Source organism: Streptomyces misionensis, from assembly GCF_900104815.1.
GTDB lineage: Bacteria > Actinomycetota > Actinomycetes > Streptomycetales > Streptomycetaceae > Streptomyces > Streptomyces misionensis.
The window spans coordinates 8,134,759-8,153,001 of the sequence record NZ_FNTD01000004.1 but is presented as its reverse complement, the minus strand read 5'-3'; the positions used below and the strand labels follow the sequence as shown (position 1 = coordinate 8,153,001).

Below are 18,243 nucleotides of genomic sequence, written 5' to 3'. Positions count from 1 at the left end.
CCCGCTCCCGCGGCCGGAGCACACCCATTCACTCGAACACGAGGTTTCACCATGCGCAAGGGAAAGCTGATCACTGGCGGCATCATCGCCATGGCCGTCGTCGGCGTCGTCGCAAGCGCCGAACAAAGCCCACACACGACGCAAACCGCATCCACCCAAGGCAGTGACACCTTCGACGAAGCACCACCCAAGACTGGAGCCGCACCAACATCGGAGGCCAGCACTTTCAAACTATGGGTCGCCCAGGAAGGCACCCCACCCGAGAAAACCGCGACCAGACACGTCACCCAACTCAGCGCCCACACCGGCAATCACAAAGTAGAGATACACACCGACTGGGACGGCCGCATCGCGAGCAGATACACCGCACAAGCCCAGCAAATCGCCTCCGCCTACCGAAACTGGCAGACCGGCACAGGCTATGCCCAAGTGACCGTATACGCCACCAACGGACAAATCCTCGCCATCCAGCGTTTCTAAGACAAAGCGACGCGACACGGGAACCCCTCGTCCACCCCCTGACCGGTCGAAGGGCAGGGCGGACAGTGGAGTTTCTGCTCGCGTCGCATCGCCTCGCTTCGCCGCTGCCTTCCGCGGCTCTCCAGGACGCGGCCATCGAGGCCTGCCGAACCGGCCGGTGGGACGGCGGGACGGGTCAGGGGCTCGACGAAGGCGTGCAAGTGGTCCAGGACGGCCGGCAGGTCACCGTCGAGGCCCGGTGCCGGTACGCCACACGAAGCGCAGCAGAGCGGACCATGCCCGGCCGGTGAACTCAACCGCGTCCGGGACATGAGGGGCAAGGGGCGGGCAGGACACGACTCAGGGTGAGCGCGGTGAGGACGGCATCGGCCGGGCCAGCGGGGAAGGTGTCAGGGTGGCGCGCGGCACTCGCAGCGGCGGCGAGGTAGACCGCGGCGAGCTCCGGCCGGCCGAGGACGGCGAGTACCTGAGGACGTCGGCGGTCCAGGCAGCGGGGGCGGCCGCGAGCGGGCCGGCCGCGGCGGCCAACTCCAGCAAGTCCTCCAAGGAGCACCTGAGGAAGTCCGGCCTCAGGGGGCACGATGGTTCGCGCGACCGCCTTCATGGAGAACTTCGCGAGCGTGATGGCACCGAGCCTGGAGCATGGGGAGATCGTGCTGAGGCTGCCGCTGCCGGAGGACGTCGCCCTGAAGATGATCTCGTTCAGGGACATCAGCCGGGTCGCCGCCGCGCTCCTGCTCGACACCGCGGAGGCGCCCGGCAGCCTGCGACAAGGTGCTTGCCCCCTGACCCGCGCGCTGCGCCATCACCCGGTAGGTCGGGCTCCCGGCTTCCGCACAGAGTTTGCGTAACTCGGCCGCGAACCGCGCCACCGGCCCGGTGCTGGGATCGAGTGGGCTCTCAGGACGTCCCGCCATCGACAGCCCACCCCTCTAGTACTCCAGTCGCAATTCGCCATCGCTGCTGGTCAGAGCCCTGTTCTGGAGTGTACTCGACTGACGCATCGTCAGATAGGCGGGGTTCGTGACCTCGAGTGCGACGGTGGTAGTGGCAGCGGCGGGCGGTGGCCTGGTGACGGCGACGCCAACGAGACCAGTTCAGCGCGTGACCGGTGTGCCGCAGGTGCGTCGGCATGGGGCGGCCAGTTGCCAGGAGTCGCCGGATTTCCGCCACGGTGAGCGGTGCGAGGGCGTCGGAACCGTTTCTGCCGCCCCCCTTTCGGTCCTCGCAGCGGCGGCCATTGCGGCGAGGAAGGCGTGGGCGAGCATGGCCAGGGTGATGTGCCGGTACCAGCCGGGATACCGGCGGACCTCGTACTGATCCAGGCCGCATTCGTTCTTCGCAGCCTGGAAGGCCTCCTCGATCGCCCAGCGCGCCCCGGCGATCCGTGCCAGCTCGGCGACGGGAGTGCCGGCTGGCGCGTAGGCGAGGTAATAGGCGATCTCGTCCGGACGGGCCAGGCTGCGGCGGGCCAGCACCCACCGGTCATGGGTGGGCTCATCACCGTCGAAGTCGTCGATAACGGGCAGCCGGGCTGCGGCCCAGTCGTAGACGCGTGGCCCCTTCGCGCCAGCCCCGCAGGAGTGGCGTTCCCAGGCGCCCTCGGGGGCCTGGGCGATGGCGAAGTCGATGCGGCCAACGGCGTGCACGTGCTGTGACTTTGGCACGGCCAGGACATAGCCGACGCCGGCCTCCTCCAGCATGCGGCGCAGCCGCCACTCCTGGCCGTAGGCCGAGTCGGCGGTCACCCAGGAGATCGGCAGCGGGGAGGCCAGTGCCCGCATGATGATGCCCTTCGCAAGGTCGCCCTTGGTGGCGAACGCGCGCCCGTCGGGGATCTTCGCCTGGGCGCAGCGGCCCGGATCGGAGGTCCAGGACTTCGGCAGGTAGAGTTCCCGGTCCACCAGCGCCCGGCCTCTGACGCTGGAGTAGGCGGCGAACACGCCGATCTGGCAGTTCTCCGTGCGGCCGGCGGTGCCGGAGTACTGCCGCTGCACCCCCGCCGAGACCGTGCCCTTCTTGATGAACCCGGTGTCGTCGATGATCAGTACACCCGCCGGGGTCCCGAGCTTCTCGGCAACGTATTCCTGCAGGTCGTCGCGGATCTCGTCGGGGTCCCAGCAGGCGCGGCTCAGCAGGTGCTGCAGCCCGGCGGGAGTGCGGTGACCGGCATGCTCGGCCAGTTGCCAGCTGTTCTTGCGGCCCACCGGCCCGAGCAGGCCATGCACATAGGCTCGCATCCGCCGCCGCAGATCAACCCGCCCGAACCGGTGACCGATCCGCACCAGCAACTCTTCCAGTTCCGCCGATCAGACCTCGGGCCGCACATCATCTTGCACGACAAGCACAACGGCCCGTCGCACTCGAGGTCACGAACCCCGCCTATCTGACGATGCGTCAGTCGAGTACACTCCAGAACAGGGCTCTGACCAGCAGCGATAGCGAACTGCGACTGGAGTACTAACCGCATCCGACGGAAGCACTGCCCGTTCAGGAATCGGTGGGCAGGAGCTGAACCAGACCGACCCAGTTCTCCTTGTCCACCTTGGTGTGGGTGGCCCGGACCCTCCAGCGGCCAGCTGGCAGCGGGACCGATGCCTGGGAGGGCAGCCCGCCGCCGGGATACTCGATGCCGAGTTCGGAGCCCGCTTCGGCGGAGTCCATGAGCACGGCCGGACCGCCCGACGCCCAGGTGCCGCACTCCTCCCACGCTGTGGCCGAATCTGCGAGGACAGCGTCTGCCGCGGCCCTCAGTCCGGACTCAGAGTCGGCGGCAAGCCACCGCAGGAACGCTCGGCGCTCGGGCAGGTAGCAGCTGGTGGCCGGCTCGTCCGCCAGCACCAGTGCTTGCGCACCGTTGTCGCCAACGGTGATCACATCGGCCAGATCGTCCACCGCACAGGCCCGGTCGTAGTCGTCTGGAGCGGTGGCGTCTCCTGCCATGACCCCGCTCTCAGTGCAGCCGCACCATGCACTAAGGGCGGAGACGGGGACGACGATCAAAGGGCCGCCCATCGACTCCACCCAGACAGGGGAGGCATGGGACGCATCGGCTGCGATGGATGAAGATTCGCTCATGCAGGCAGTGAGCGTTTTCAGCGTTGCCTCTCCAGGGTGAGGACGGCGGCGGCGATGACGCTCATATGGTTGGGGCTGCAGCGGGCTCGACGGAAGACGCGCCAGGACTTCAGTCTCGCGACGCTTCGTTCGACTGGCGCCCGCGCCGCCGACAGGGCCCGGTTGATCGTCTGCTGAGTCGCGGTGAGGTCCTGGTGCGGGAGCCGTCTGACCGGCGTGGTCACCCAGGAGCCGGCGCCGATGTGGGCGCGGTCGGCGAGAACGGGAATGCCCTGGCGTTCGCAGATCCGGATGATGCGGTGGGCGCGGGCCGCGGTCAGGTCGTGGGTGCGGCCGGGACGGGCGGGCGAGATCCACAGCAGCCTGCCCGCGGGATCGGCCACGACCTGCACGTTCACCCCGTGACGGCGGTGCTTCTGCGAGAAGTCGGCCCGGCTGTCGCCGACGCGGTCGCACTCGGCGAGCGTCCCGTCGAGCAGGACGTGCTCGGGATCGGTCTCCCGCAAGACCCGCAGCAGGCCGGGCGCCCGGCGGGAGAGGTGGCCGACGACGGTGTTGACGTAGGCGTGGGCGGTGCCGACGGATATGCCGAAGCCGGCGGCGATCTGCGCGAGCGGGTCGTGCCGGCGCAGGTAGACCAGGGCGACGAGAGCACGTTGGTGAGGCGGGAGCTTGCAGCGGCGGTCACCCTCACGGGTGACGATGAGCATGGTTATCCACTCGACCAGGGCGTGAGGCAGGTCAAGTGCGGCAGGATAGGGAACCAACGAGGCTCCTGAGCTGATGAGTTGAGACGTCGAACATCTCTCTCAACGGCACAGGAGCCTCGTGCGTTGCGGGACGCCGGTCCGTCACCCGATCAGTGGCCGCTCTGAAAGCGCTCAGTGTGCCCTCGCCCACTGACAACGCCCGCGGCACCCGGCGGCCAGCACAGGGGGCGGCTCAACGCCTGCGCCAGCCAATGGTTACGGGACAGTCTTTAGCGGCAGGGCGGTGTTAATTTCATCGAGGCCGCTGAGAAGGACGTCGTAACTGCTGCGATCGTCAATCTGCTGCAGGTGGGCGACGATTTCCTCGACGGTCGGCGCTTCCTTGGCGGGCGGTACCTGCCGCGGTTCGCCGATGAAGAGCCGGGAGCATTTTCCGCCGAGTGCGGATTGTTACTCTTGGAAGACTGTCATTCCAGACACGTGACAACCGCTCTGCTCAACGAGCCACTTCACCGCACTGACAGGCGACTGCTCATCTGCACCCTTAAGCCGAATCTTAAGCAAATGGTTCATTGCATCAGCCTCTACGGACCACAGCACCCATTCTTCGTTTTCATCGCCGAACCAATATGCCCATTGCATAAGTTCCCACCCTTGCTCGGCCACCATGCGGGCTTGCACCTCAAGACTGGCTCGCCTCCACTGAGTCAGCCATGCCATTTTCTCTTCCCTGGTCCGCTCAGGAGAGAATTTATCAAGCAGCCATTCAGGCAGGTTGGCATCCCAAAATTCTTCCCCGACTTTCCCCATAATTCTAACGCGACGAAGCACTCCAACGACATCAGCCAGCCTGAGTCGACTAACCTCATCACCGGATGCACAGATCTCCAGCATGAAACCACTTCCGAGGGATCGACGGCGAGGCCCGCCGGAACGGACCTCGCCGAGTTCAGTTCTCTTCCGCACTACCCGGGATTATATGGTTGTACATCTCCTGTATGTGCTGCGGGCGGAGGCCGTACTGGTCCCGGAATTTCATATCGACCTTCAGTGGTGCATCAGGAAAATCCTTCGCCATACTCTCAGGCACTGCAGTGTCTCGTAGCCATTGAACGAAGGAGTCGTCAACCCGGAACGACTTGACAGTACTACCTGAATACCTCGGGTCGGATTTCTTACGCTCAAGATATTCGGTCAATCTCTTCTTGTTGCCGAAGTTCAGAAAAAGCATCTTCTTAGGGTTTCGAATGAGAGGATATCCGCCTCCCGAAACACGTATTCTCGCATTACCGGAGCTCTCCACCCGGAAAACTTTCGTAGTGTTCGCTTCGGCCCAAGCCTTGGCGGCGATCAGACCGGCAGAAGGAGCCATCGCCACCATCGTTTTATAGTAGGAATTCCTTATGCCGCACAGTTTATCGCCATCCACGCAAGGAAGGTCAGGGATCTCAGCAGTCTGAGGAGTCGGAGGAGTATTGCAATTACCTGCGACTGCATAAACGCAGACTCCGTTTACCTCGTACTGGTATCTCTGCGGAGTGGTGTCCTCAATGGTCGGGGCAACGAAGTAGACAACGGTGCCGCCATCATTACTGGTCTTGCTGGTGCTGCGGGGATTACCCGTGTTGTGTGGCGACTTGTTGTAATGGACGGGTCCGCAGTGTCCGTGGTGGCAGCTGCCAGCGCTGGGGTTGCCTGGGTCGATCGGTCCGTCTGTGATGATGCCGCTTGAGCCACCGACCACGTTTCCCTTGGGAGTACCGACGCCACAGACGTCGGCGAAGCACAACCCAGCCGGGTCGGAGTGCGTTACAGGGCTGTTGTTGCTGTAGGCGTACGCGTTGAGGGCCTGCGGATCGCTGCTGTCGAGGAGGGGGTCGACGCTGAGGAATCGGCCTGTGGTGGAGTCATATTCGCGGGCGCCGAGGTGGGTAAGGCCAGTGGTTTTGGTGTCGTCTGTGCCGCCGACGAAGCCCTTGGTGCCGGGCCATGTGGTCGGCACGGTGCCGCGGGTGCCGCCGAACGGCAGGGTGCGGCGCTGGGTGAGTTTCTGGGTGGTGGCGTCGATGGCGAGTTGGGCGGTGCCGTGGTGGTCGGCGAGGGTGAAGGAGACGTTGCCGTCGTCGGTCTGGACGGCGGTGTGGCCGCCGCCGAGGTCGTAGTAGCGGGTGGCCTTGGGGGTGGTGGATCCCTTGGTCAGGGTGATTTCGGTGTTGCCGAGGTAGAGGGTGGTTTCGGTGGGGGTGCGGCCGATGAGGCGGTTGCCGTCGGCGTCGTAGAGGTATTCGGTGGTCTTGCTGGTATTGCCTTCGCCGGGTTCGGTGACCTTGGCGAGGTGGCCTTCGATGTCCCAGTCGAGTGTTTGCTTTGTGCCGTTCAGGGTGCGGCCGGTGGTGTTGCCGGTCTCGTCGTAGTCGTAGCTGTCCTCTGCAGTGCCGGTGGGCCCGGTGGTCGTGATCGAGGAGAGGGCGTGTGGTTGGTTGCTGCCCGGGTCAGGGAAGTGGTAGGTGCGCTCGGTGTCCTTGGTGGTATCGCCTGCGGTGTTGTGGACTGTTTCCGTGGAGCGGTTGCCGACGAGGTCGTAGGTGTAAGACGTCCAGTAGGGGGCCGGGCCGCCCAGCACACTGCCGCTGGGGGTGCTAGCGCAGTTGGTGGTGTTCTGGGTCCAGGCTTCGCGGAGGCGGGCGAGGTAGTCGTAGGTGAAGCACTGGGTGTCGGTCCCGTCGCGGGAGGCGTCGGAGACGGACAGGACGTTGCCGGCGTCGTCGTAGTGGTAGGTGCTGTTCTGGTCGACGCCGGCGATGTCCTGGCGGTCGACCCGTGAGGACTCCAGGCGCTGTGTGCCCCACTCGTAGGTGTTGGTGACCCAGGTCTTTTTGCTGCCGCTCTTGCTCAGCTCGTACTGGGATGGTTTGCCGGTGAGGTAGTAGCTGGTGACGGAGTTCAGGCCCTGGCTGCTGCCCATCGTGATCGGGCGCAGGGTGTCATCCTCGTAGGTGTAGGTCACGGTCGCTGCCGGCAGGGAGCCTGCCTTCGGGTAGCCGATGCCCTGCACTGTGCCCGATGTGTTGTACGTGGTCCCCGTCAGGTAGTCGCCCTTGAGATCGCCTTCGGAAGGCGGGATGGATATGGAGGTGCGCAGTGGGCGGTAGAGGTGGTCGTAGGCGACGACCTTGGTGGTGTAGGCGTTGCCGTCGTTGTAGCGGGTGGACTGTGCCAGTTGGCCCTTGGCGCCGCTGATGGTGTCGTATGTCCAGGAGGCGCGCAGGGTGCCGGTGGCGGAGCTTTCTCGTAGTTCGGTCTGGCGGCCGAGGTTGTCGTAGCCGTGCCACAGGGCCGGGGTTTGGGGGCGGGCGTCCTTGGTCGTGGTCAGCTGACCGTGGTCGTCGTATGTGCTGGTGGTGGTGCCCTTGTCCGGGTCGGTGGTCACCTTCTGCCGGCCGAGCAGGTCGTATTCGTAGGCCCAGGTGTTGCCTGCCGGGTCAGTGATCCGTTTCAGTTCTCCGCGCGGTGTGTAGGTGTACTTAGTGCTGTCGTATGCGCTGTTCGCGCTTGGGGTGTGGTGCTGGCGCAGTTCGGTGGTCTGGCCGCGGGCGTCGACGAGCGTGGTGGTGGTGGTGCCGCCGGTGGGTGGGATGACTGTGGTGCGGTCGCCGCCGTAGATTGTTGTGGTGGTGGCCAGGGTGGGGCCGCCGTCGCCGTTGCCTGCGATCTGTTTCGCTTCGGTTTGGCGTCCCAGGCCGTCGTACTTGTAGCGGCTCTGCGTTTCCACGCTCAGGGCATCGGCGGGCTTGAGCAGGCCGGTGCTGGGTGCCCCGTTTGCGTAGTAGGTCGCGAACTGCTGTGAGACGAGGCCGCGTTCGTCGTAGAAGGTGTCGGTCAGCAGGCGTCCGCCGTCCGGGCCTGGGTCCTGGGTCTGGCGGGGTCGCAGGAAGCCGTCGTAGAGCGTGTAGGAGGTGCGCTGGACGCTTCTGTTGCCGAGCGTCTTGGTGCCCACGGCGACTGGCTGGTTGTCGTTGACCGTGTAGGTGAATTGGTAGTTGGGGGTCTGGCCGGTGAGGGTGTCGGCCAGCCATACCTTGGTCGAGCGTCCGAGGGCGTCGTAGGCGAAGTTGGTGGTGTTGTTGTTGGTGTCGGTCTGTGCCTGGGGCAGGCCGCGCAGGATGTCCTGGGTGGTGGTCGTCGTCTGTGCGGTGGTCGCGTCGCCTGCTTTCGCGGGGGGCGTGGTTACCTTCACCGTGGTGGCGAAACCGGTGGCGGGGGTGCGTTCGGTCGTGGTGGTGCGGCCGTCCTTGCGCTCGGTTCGCGTGATCGTTCCGGCCGCGGTGACCGTCACGTCGGCGGTCAGGTCGGTGCTGGTCAGCTCACGGCCGTAGGAGTCGTAGGTGGCGCCGGACTCCAGGTAGAGGGCGGTGGTGCCGTTGTACTCCTTGAGGGTCGCGCTCGCCGTGGCGTCGCCCTTGGTCGGAGCCGCGTCGTAGGCTCCGCCGTCGTAGGCGGTTCGTACGTCGGACATCACGTCCGCGGGGCGGCTGGTACTTGCGGCGCAGGCCTTCGACACCGTCTCGACGCGGGATGGGAGGGTGAGGATGTTGTCGGTGGTGTTGGTCGCGTAGAAGGTGCGCGTGCAGGTGTCGTCGTCGGATGTGCTGTCGTCGCCGAAGTCGTCGGCTTGCTTTATTCATCCGGCGACGGTGTCGTAGGTGTTGGTGGTGGAGGTGGTGCGCCACTTGGAGCCGGCGCCGTCGTCCAGCGTTGTCCAGCTCTTGGTGTCGGAGGTTCCGGTGAAGTTGGCGGTGACGGTGCCCCAGTCGCGTGTCTTCTTGGCTGTTTCGTGGTGCCAGGGCCGGTTGACCGTCTTGGCCAGGATCTTGCCGTCGGGGCCGGAGTAGCTGACGGTCTTGTATGCGAAGCCTGCCGCCGACTCGTGGTCGGTGATCGGATCGCCTTCGTCGCCGTCCAGGGTGATGGTCACGGACTTGGTGCCGCCGGAGGTGTCCTTGCGGTCCCCGTCCATGCCCCGCAGGAAGTAGGTGTCCGCCTGCGATTTCATGGCCGAGGCGCCGCCCTGGCCGCCGGTCTGCACACGCACGTGGCCGTAGCCGCGCCACTGCGACCAGGTCTTGAACTTCTCCTTGGTCAGACCGTCGTCATCGTCGTAGTGCCAGGCTGCCCCGCCCAGATAGGCGTAGGAGGTGACCTGGTCCGGTGCGCCACCGGTGCGGTCGGTCGCGGTCACGGAGGTGACCACGTACTTGTTGAACCACTGCAGTTCGGGGTCGTCCGTGGTGCTGCCGCCTATGTACTGGGGGAAGCAGCGTGTGGTGTTGGTCTGGGGGGTGGGCAGCGCGTTGGAGTCGCAGGCGGGCTGCGAGTAGTTGATGTCTATCTGGCCGCCGGACTCGTCGGCGACTGTGGAAAGGCGGTCCTTGACGAAGGGCGGGTAGCCGTCACCGGTCTTGTCGAGGCGGTTGACGAGCTGGGTGTAGGCGAACGTCGTCTTCGGCAGGGTGATGGAAGGGGTGGCGGTGTGTCCGGTGTGCTGGATGGAGTCGAGCAGCAGCTGGTAGTCGGTGTCTGCCATGCCCCAGCGGTGAGTCAGTGCCCAGGAGTCGACATCCTTGTAGGTGCTGCCGTCCCAGACCTGGGTGGTCACCTGGGTGAGCCTCTTGCGGGTGAAGAATGCGGGTGAGAAACGGCCGTTGTCGCAGTCCTTGTCCGCCTCGCAGTTCAGGTCCCAGGGCGTGTCGTACCAGAGGGCGGGGTCCTTGTCGATGTCCGAGCAGCCGGTGGCGGACAGGCAGCGCTCGGTGCTGGTGAAGCTGACCTTGGCCAGTGCCGTGGTGCCGTACATGGAGGAGGACTTCAGGCCGTACTCGATGTGGTCGAGGGTGCCGCCGCGTACGTAGCGGGTGTTGTCCTTGGCCTTCAGGTTGCGGCCGTAGGAGTTGGTCTCCTGGTTGTAGTAGTAGGCGATGGCGTTGCCGTGCACGTCGACGGCGTAGTCGAGGTTCCATCGCCAGGCCTGCTGGCACCACGAGTCCGCGAACGTCGAGGCGTGGCAGGGTTCTCCCGTGTCGTTTCCGAAGACGGGGACGGTCCAGGCGGATTGGGTGGTTGTTTTGCCGTCCGTCCAGCCGGGCAGCCGGTTGTAGCCGAAGTAGTAGCGGGTGCCGTTCGGGTCGGTCAGCCGCCAGTATTCGCCGTCGTTGTCGCCGTTGCCGCGGTCGCTGGAGGTCAGGCGGTCGATTTTGGTGCCGTCGTCCTCTTTGAGCTTCCAGGAATTGGTGCCGTTCGGGACCAGTTCGCCGCCCTTGCCGTTGAAGGTGAGGAAGGCGTTGTCGTAGGCCCAGCACACGTCTCCGGGCTTGTTGCCGTCCGCGTCCTTCTCACCTTCGTCGGCGCAGGGCTTGTATCTGCGTTCGATGAAACCGGGCCACATGTCGAAGCCGTCGCCCGCCCAGGTCGCCTGGTTGTTGGTGTTGCCGGTGCGGCCGTCGACGGAGCCCGACGAGTACGACAGTGCGACGTTGGGGGTAAGACCGCCTGGAACGTCCGGTACGGGCATGTTGTAGGACCAGGCGAAGTCACCGGTGTTCAGATTGGTGTTCCAGGTCGCGGAGGGGGACAGCGATGTGGCCTTGTAGTCCCCGTTTGCGCTCTGTGTCCCCGCCACGGCGGCGAGAACTGCGGGCGCGCCGGCGCTGAGAGACAGGTTCTGCGCGGTGAGGGTCTGCTTCTCGGTGTGGTTGACCGTCGGCACCGACTTGCTGGTGCGGCAGCGTGCCTCGTTGGGGGTGGTGAGCGCGCACGCAGGCAGTTCGATCAGAGTGAGGCGGGAGGCGTAGCCGCCGCCGTAGGCGTCGGTGAAGCTGGAGTAGTCCAGGCTGGCTCGCACATGGCCGGGCCGACCCGCCTGTCCGGCCGCGTCTTTGTCCTTCAGTCGCAGTGAGATGAGGGGCCCGTCCACGGAGGCCTTCTTGGCGGTCTCGCGGTCAAGGACGCGAGCCTCGATCGCTCCGGCCACCGGCTTGTTGCTGGCCTTGCCCTGCGTGTCCAGGGTCAACGGAAGACCCTTGGCCCTGACAGCCGGGGGTACAGCGTTTTTCGTCGCGGTGGAGGGTAGTTCGACTACTGCCGCTGCCGGTTTGGGCCAGGCCGCCTTCGGCGGCGTCTGCGGCGTGCGCGGTTGCTTCATCAAGGTACGGGGCTTGACCTTGACCCCGGTCATGGGGACCGGTTTGTCGGAACTGGGGACGGCGGGACGGCCCGTTCCGGGGTCTGCCGCGAGGGCCGGCTGCGTCGCTGTCTGCAGGAGCGTGCCGACCATGAGCGCGGCCGAAGCCAGTGCGACACGTCGTCGCAGCCGTGTGAACCGCTTGCTGGATCTGCCGTTCATCCTGTCTTTCGTCCTTCACCGCAAGCCCGGCCTGCGTTGGAAGCGCAGGCCGATGCGAAGTTGAATGCCGAGTCGAGGGTTTGTCGTAGGCGGGTGACGGGGTGGGTCAGTCGTCACCGGGTACGTCGGTGGGCATGCCGGGCCAGCCCATGGCCAGCCTCTCGATCTGGGTGCTGCTCAATGCGCCTTGGAACGACCACACGTCGGAGACCGTGCCGGGCCAGTACTCGCCCCAGGTGCTTGTCCCTGTCCTGGCCCGTCCGAGTTGCATCGGCTGGGACGACTTGAACGCCAGCACGTCATCCGCCCACGAGAAGTTCTCCGTGCAGGTCGTGTCGTCCCCGTCCGCGCAGACGGTCTCTTCCAGCTCACCGTTCACGTACAGCGACAGGTGTTTGGCGAAGCCGTCGTAGACCAGGGCCACGTGCGTCCAGTCGGTCGGGCTGTAGAACTTTCCGTGGTCGACTTGTTTGACTGTGGCATCGCTGCTGTCCGCTGAGGCCATGGCAACCCGCCACCGCCCGGGATCCGTGTCAGGTGTGGCACTTGGCTCATAGCGCACCGTGAACGCGTTTTGCGTCGTTCCGGGCACGCTGAGCAGGGCCACGCCCTTCTGCGGCACGGCGGCAGCCTGAACCCATGCGCTGACGGTGAAGCTGGCACTGGTGTCCACGGGCGCCGTGGAGGTGACGCCGTAGCCGTCGACGCCGTCGAGTGTGAGGCCGCCGTCGACCCATCCGGAATCGATCTGTGCGCCGCCGTAGAGCGTCATCGCGTTACCCGATGCTGACGCGTCCGGGGTCACGAGCGGGGAGCCCGTGGCGGTCTCGAACGTCCAGCGTCCCTTGACCAGCGGGCGCTGCTTGAACATCTGCTGGACCTCGGCCGCCGACACCGGACGATCGAACATGCGCACGTCGTCGATTTGTCCGGGGAAGAACGAGTCCAGCTTGCCGTCGTAGGAACCGGCACCGATCTGCACCGCGCCGCCGGCGTACCAGTTGGCCTTCAGATCGGTCTCGCCGGCTTTCACCCCGTTGACGTACAGGGTGAGTTTCTTGGCGACCGTGTCCTGTACACCGACCAGGTGCGTCCAGGTGTCGCCGTTGGCGGTCTGTCCGTCGGCCTGCATGGCCCGAATCGGTGTGGCGTCCGGTGAGTCGGCCGAGTACTGGTTGAACACCCATCGGTCGTACGCCTTGGAGTAGTACAGCTCCAGGCCCGGTCGGTAGGTACTTGTCTGCGTGGCGACGATCGCTGCGTGATCCGGCTTGGTCTTCGGGAGCTTGGCCCACGCGGACACGGTCAAGCCGCGCTGATTGTTCAGTAGCGGCCGGCCTGCGGTGGCGTAGCCGTCGATGCCGTTCAGCGTCATCGCCTTGCCCGCGACGCCCGGCTGCCCCGGGGTGACACCTCCGACGAACCGGGCCGCCGGTACTTCAGCCCTGCCGGTCAGCTTCGTCGCATCGGCAGGCTCGTCCATCGAGAACACCGCGCGTGCCGGACGCCCCGAGGGGACCGGTTCCTTGTTGTACAAGTGCGTCACCTCGGCGGCCGTTATCGGCTTGTCGAAGATCTGCACCTCGTCGATCACGCCAGGGAAGAACGAGGCCGGTTTGCCGTCGTAGGAGCCGGCGCCGATCTGCAGTCCCCGGCGTGCGTCCCAGGGGGTGTCGTGGATCGTGGTGCCTACGAGTTCGCCGTCGACGTACAGCTTCAGTTCGTAGCTGCTGGAACTGTAGGTGCCCACGAGGTGCGTCCATTGCCCTGCTTTGGCTCCGCCTGCGGAAGGCTGCATGGCGCGCGCGATGCCCGCTCCCGAGACATCGGCCTTGTACTGGTTGAACGCCCACCTGTCGTACGCCTTGGAGTAGTACAGCTCGAAACCCGGGGAGTAGTTGCCGGGTTGGGCAGCGATGATGGCTGCCTGGTCCGGCATCGTCGACAGCTTCGCCCACGCGGAGACCGAGAATCCGGTTGAGGTGTCCACGGTGGGGATGTCGGTCACGGCGTAGCCGTCGGTCCCGTTGAAGGACATGGCCGTGCCCTTCACCCCGTCCACGCCCGGCGTCACACCGCCTCTCAACTCCGCGGTGCGTTCCGGTGCCGATCCCGCAGCCTGGGTTGCCCCGGCCGGCTCGTCCATCTGCCACATCGCCCGCTCCGGCTGCCCGGCCTTCACGCGGAACTGGTAGGTGCGGATCTCACTGCCGTTGCCTGCCTGGTCGAACGCCTTGGCCGTGACGAAGTTCAGGCCCTCCTTGGCCGGCAGCATCTTCGCGGTCTTCGCGGCACCCGCGGAGGTGATGATCGTGTTCGCCGACGTGGGGTCGCCGTTGATGCCGAACCAGTACTTGGTCACATCGGTGTCCGCGGCTTTGAGTTCGAATGACCCGTACTTACCTACCCCGTCGAACCAGGGGTCGTCCGGGTTCTCCGAGTCGGAGGCCGGGTAGTCGCCGGAGGAGATCGTCGGTGCCTTGGGCACTGAGGTGTCATAGACGAAGTAGCAGCTCGTGGAGCCGCCCGCGTACGACCACGGCGAGTACTGGGCCCGTCATAGGCGCGCGCGTACCACTGGATCTGCTTGTTCTGCGGGATCGATGACGGCAAGGCGATCGAGAAGCTGGACCCGGACTTCTTGGACGATGTGAGCGCCGGCGTCCACCGCGCGATCAGTCCCTTGCCGTCCCCGGAGTCCCACTTCGCCTGGAACTGCACTGCAACGTTGTCAGCGTCCGGGTCGCTGACGTTGTTCGCGTAGATCTTGCCCAGTGTGCGTATGCGCGGCGCGTCCGCTGACTTCTTGCACGCGCCGCCGTACTCCATCGTCAGCTGCGACAGCTTGATCTGGGACGGCGGCCGGTTGTACTTCACCCGCAGATACGCGTCGCCGGAGAACCGCTTCCAACCGTAGGCGTCACTCTCGTTGGCGGCCTGGAGACCGAACGTCATGGTCGCCCAGTTCTTGTCCGCGGCCTCCTGAACCGCAGACTTCACATCGAATTCGGCGTCTTTGGCCGCACATCCTTCGTAGCCGTACGCGAACGACTGCGAAGACAGCTGCTTGATCCAGTACCCGGCAGCGTTCTGCGAGTTCCACGTCGTCGATGACGAGATGTCCTTCGTCCGCCACAGCTCCACACTGCGTGCACCACAGGACGCCGACCATGTGTTGCGCACCACGAACTCCGCCGACAGCACAGACGTCCCCGCGAACTTCGATACCGGTATCCGGTAGAAAAGACGCTTGGTGTCGTACGGCTTGCAATACGACCAGCCGCAGTAGCCCATACCCGCGTCGGAGTCGCCGTTGAACTTCCATTGCGGCGACGACGCCCAGTACTTCGACACCATCGTCCACGCCGACGCCTTCGGGGAGTACCACTGCGGGTCGATGTAGACCGGGTACACCATGTCCTGGCCCTTGAGTACCTCAGTATCCGGCTTCAGCACCAGCTCGTCTTGCCCGGCTGGCACCTCCACATCGACCGGCGCCAGTTTCCCCGACTCGGCCGCCCCGGGCTCGTCGCCGGCAGCACTTCCAGCCGTCGCGGCGCCCAAGGAACGCGCGGCAGCCGTCTGCTCCGCCGCGGGGCCCCCACTTGAATCCCACATCAGCGGCTGCGGCGCCTCGAACACCGCGCTGCCGGCACCCTTGTCGACAGCCTCCAGCCCACCCCCGCCTGTCTCACGAACGTCCACGCCGTCGCCGTCCAACTTCAGTCGCAGCGCCGCCAGTTCCTTGCTGGCCGCAGCCTCAGCCGACTTCACCACCAGCAATTGCGTGAATCCGTCTTCCTGCGCCCCGAGCCGCAGATCCACACCAGGCAGAACATCAAGATACGTCGCGTTGTCACCGTCGATCCGAGGAGCAGGAAGCGTGCCGGGCCAGGACAGAGCCAACGTCCGCCCGGCCTTGGTCATCCGCACCATCGGCGCGGTCCCGCCGCCCGAGAACTCCAGGCCGACGGCGATGACCTTCGGCGCGACCATGCCGCTGTCCGTCTTGGCCAAATCAGTGTCGATCGGCTTCCATTCGCCCCCCGCCCTGGCCCGCACAGGCCGCAGATGCTCCCGCGCCTCCAGGTTCCCCTCGGGCGTGGCGTAGACCTCGCGGCTCTCTCCCCGCAGCGAGGCCACCTCCACCGGCTTACCTGTACGCCTGGCCTGGACAAACGCCGCAGCCTCGGTCAGCGTGGGCTGCTCCGCGGACGGTGCTTCCGATGTCACAGCAGCCGGCGCCCCGGTGCGGGCGGCACCCACCGCGTTGGTGACCGCGAGTCCACTCAGCGCCACCGCAGTGGACAAGATCACCCCGGCGGCACGCAGCCGCACCCCCACAGGCATGACACACCCTCCCCACAGAGTCCTGCCAGACTCTGACGCAACGTGAACGATCTTCCACGGATCGCACACAGGAGGGTAAAGCTACGTTCATGGCAACTTCTAGATCGTCACAAGTGGACATTGCTCCCTATCGAACCAAAAGCGTCGGACCAACGAGTGACGTGCACCACAGGGGGAAGCCATTGGGGCAGCCCTCGCCCCCTTTCGTATCCGGCAACAGCAGCCCTCCGCCGAGCGCGAGCCCGAATCCTTGCCCCCAGCAGGCTCGGCGCCGCGCTACAAGGCCTCTTCAGGAGTTTCGCCGTCCCTCCCAGTCCCCTATGAGTGCGGGCGAGCGCTCTGGACGGACGCATCAAGGACGACTAGTAGTGCTTCGTTAGGTGCTGGGTCTGCTTCTGCTGGTCGGCAGGGGTCGGCCGCAGGTGGCGCAGGTGCCGGTCCAGCACCTCAGCAGGTCCTGGAGTACGTCGAGGACCTGGTAGAGGGTCAGGCCGGCATCTGAGCTCTTGGGTCGAGCCGCCGGAGGGTGAGGAAGGCCTGGGCGGCGGTTACGAGGGTGACGTGGTGGTGCCAGCCGCGCCAGGTGCGGCCCTCGAAGTGGTCCAGGCCAGGCCGTGCTTGAGTTCGCGGTAGTCGTGCTCGATCCGCCAGCGCATCTTTGCCCACCGCACGAGATCGGCGATGGGGGTGGTCGTGGGCAGGTTCGATATCCAGTAGCCCGTCGGGGCGTCGTGGCCGGCGGGCCACTCCACCAGCACGGTGCGTTGAGGCAGGACACCTTCCCACCGGTTGCAACCGCCGCCCGCCGCCTGGGCGGCGGCCAGGACCTGCTTGCCTGCCGGCCTCACCGTCAGCACCGCGAAACGGGAGGTCATGGCACCCTTGCTGCCCTGCCGCCAGGTCATCTCGGTGAACCCGTCCGCACCAGCTTCGATCGCGTGAGCCGAGAGGGGTCGTGGCTCGGTGCGGTAGCGGGGCAGGGGCGGCGGTCCGAGTCCGCCATAGGCAGGGCGGTGCGGCTCGACGTCACGGGGATGAGCGACCTCCTTGCCCGTCAGCGCGAGCACGTAGGACAGACCGCGTTCTTCCAGGCCCGTCCGGAAGGGTGTGCTGACTCCGTAGCCGGCGTCGGCGACCACCATCGGGGCCTTCAGTTGCCAGTCGGCAGGCCGAGCGCGAGGCGCCATTTCTCCTGGTGGCTGGTGCCGTCCGGGACTCCGGCCCTGCGGCAGCGTCCTGGCTCGTCCGTCCACTCCTTGGGTAAGTACAACTGCCACTGCAGCGGGCATGAGGCCGCGTCGGTGGCTGCATGGAGGCTGACGGCGACCTGGCAGTTCGCCCGTCTCGCCATCGCTCCGCAGTACTGGCGGGCCACCCCGACCGACGCCGTCCCGCACTTGGGGAACGACACGTCGTCGATCACCCACACCTGCGGGACGACAGCCGCGCACAGTCGCCGTGGGATCCGCCGCCTGACCGGCAGCGGATCCCACGGCGACTGGTTCACGAACTGCTGCAGGGCCTGCATGTTGCCGTCCGGCAACCGATCGGCCATCGGCTGGATCGACTTCCGACGGCCGTCCAGCATCAGACCCCGCAGATAACACTCGCTCCACCGCCGCTGATCCCGCCGCAGCAATGACCCGAACGCATCGGCAACGAACTCGCTAACTCACCCCGGAGCCGTTCCACCTCCCCCAACCTCATACCAGGACAATGCCCACCACCGGCGAGATCACCCAAGGTAACGAAGCACTACTAGGAGCCAAGGCGCAACCGGCGAGGCCAGCACCCGTGCCGAAATCTCCAAGCTGACCACCACTGCTGCCGCTCCGGTCTCCGCACAGCTTGGTGCAACTTCATCGGCCGGAACGGGCCTTAACCACGCGCACTCAAGACCACGGCGTCGTTCGAGGAGAAAGCCCAGCAGCAGAGACCGGCGCACCGGCCGGGCCGGAGGTCGTCGCTCGGCGTCGGCCCACGAGGGTGGACCTCACCGGCCCCGAACTGATGGAACGGCTCATTCGGCAGGTCCTCGACCGCACTCCGGACCAAGTGGCGGACACCTCGTTGAGCGGACCGAGGACCAGGCGAACGATGTCATGGCCGTGCTGCTCGCGCAGGCCCGACGCGAAGGGGAGGACACGTGATCCGGACGCCGCATCGTACGAAGGGGCCGGGCGCGCTCGGAGCCGATGGCCAGGGCCCGCTCGCGTACGGCCGCGG

General features: G+C 66.0%; 7 protein-coding genes and 3 pseudogenes. 2 read left to right on the top strand and 8 right to left on the bottom strand.

The genetic code is table 11. From position 1 onward, the window contains the following. Positions 1–51: 51 nt before the first annotated feature. Together BLW85_RS39010 and BLW85_RS37780 are read left to right on the top strand one after the other, a co-directional pair. On the top strand, positions 52–480 hold the full coding sequence (locus tag BLW85_RS39010; protein ID WP_143060397.1) for a hypothetical protein: 429 nt from the start codon (positions 52–54) through the stop codon (positions 478–480). A 544-nt stretch (positions 481–1,024) separates the two neighbouring features. Continuing rightward, positions 1,025–1,241 (top strand): annotated as a pseudogene (locus BLW85_RS37780) (NmrA family NAD(P)-binding protein); the annotation flags it as partial. Between the two features lie 336 nt (positions 1,242–1,577). On the opposite strand, the gene BLW85_RS37775 reads toward BLW85_RS37780, so the two are convergent. The 8 genes and pseudogenes from BLW85_RS37775 to BLW85_RS37750 all read right to left on the bottom strand — a co-directional run bounded on the left by BLW85_RS37775 (position 1,578) and on the right by BLW85_RS37750 (position 17,724). Continuing rightward, positions 1,578–2,780, bottom strand: coding sequence for an IS701 family transposase (locus BLW85_RS37775; RefSeq protein ID WP_074995914.1), 1,203 nt, complete (start codon positions 2,778–2,780; stop codon positions 1,578–1,580). A gap of 190 nt (positions 2,781–2,970) precedes the next feature. Then, positions 2,971–3,495, bottom strand: a complete 525-nt coding sequence (locus BLW85_RS37770; RefSeq protein ID WP_341867966.1) for an Imm21 family immunity protein — start codon at positions 3,493–3,495, stop codon at positions 2,971–2,973. Between the two features lie 80 nt (positions 3,496–3,575). Continuing rightward, positions 3,576–4,325: an IS5/IS1182 family transposase gene (locus BLW85_RS37765; RefSeq protein WP_074995912.1), complete on the bottom strand. Its 750-nt coding sequence runs from the start codon at positions 4,323–4,325 to the stop codon at positions 3,576–3,578. 393 nt (positions 4,326–4,718) lie between these two features. Further along, complete coding sequence (locus BLW85_RS39005; protein WP_143060502.1) at positions 4,719–5,162, bottom strand: hypothetical protein; 444 nt, start codon at positions 5,160–5,162, stop codon at positions 4,719–4,721. An 886-nt stretch (positions 5,163–6,048) separates the two neighbouring features. Continuing rightward, positions 6,049–11,598 (bottom strand): annotated as a pseudogene (locus BLW85_RS37760) (RHS repeat domain-containing protein); the annotation flags it as partial. Between the two features lie 175 nt (positions 11,599–11,773). Then, positions 11,774–14,155 (bottom strand): LamG domain-containing protein, encoded by a 2,382-nt coding sequence (locus tag BLW85_RS40835; protein WP_341867960.1) that lies wholly within the window; start codon positions 14,153–14,155, stop codon positions 11,774–11,776. Continuing rightward, a complete protein-coding gene (locus BLW85_RS40830; protein WP_341867959.1) occupies positions 14,071–16,017 on the bottom strand; it encodes a DNRLRE domain-containing protein in 1,947 nt (648 codons plus the stop codon). Before BLW85_RS40830 ends, BLW85_RS40835 begins: the two co-directional genes overlap by 85 nt. A gap of 486 nt (positions 16,018–16,503) precedes the next feature. Further along, positions 16,504–17,724, bottom strand: a pseudogene (locus BLW85_RS37750) (IS701 family transposase). Positions 17,725–18,243: the final 519 nt, after the last annotated feature.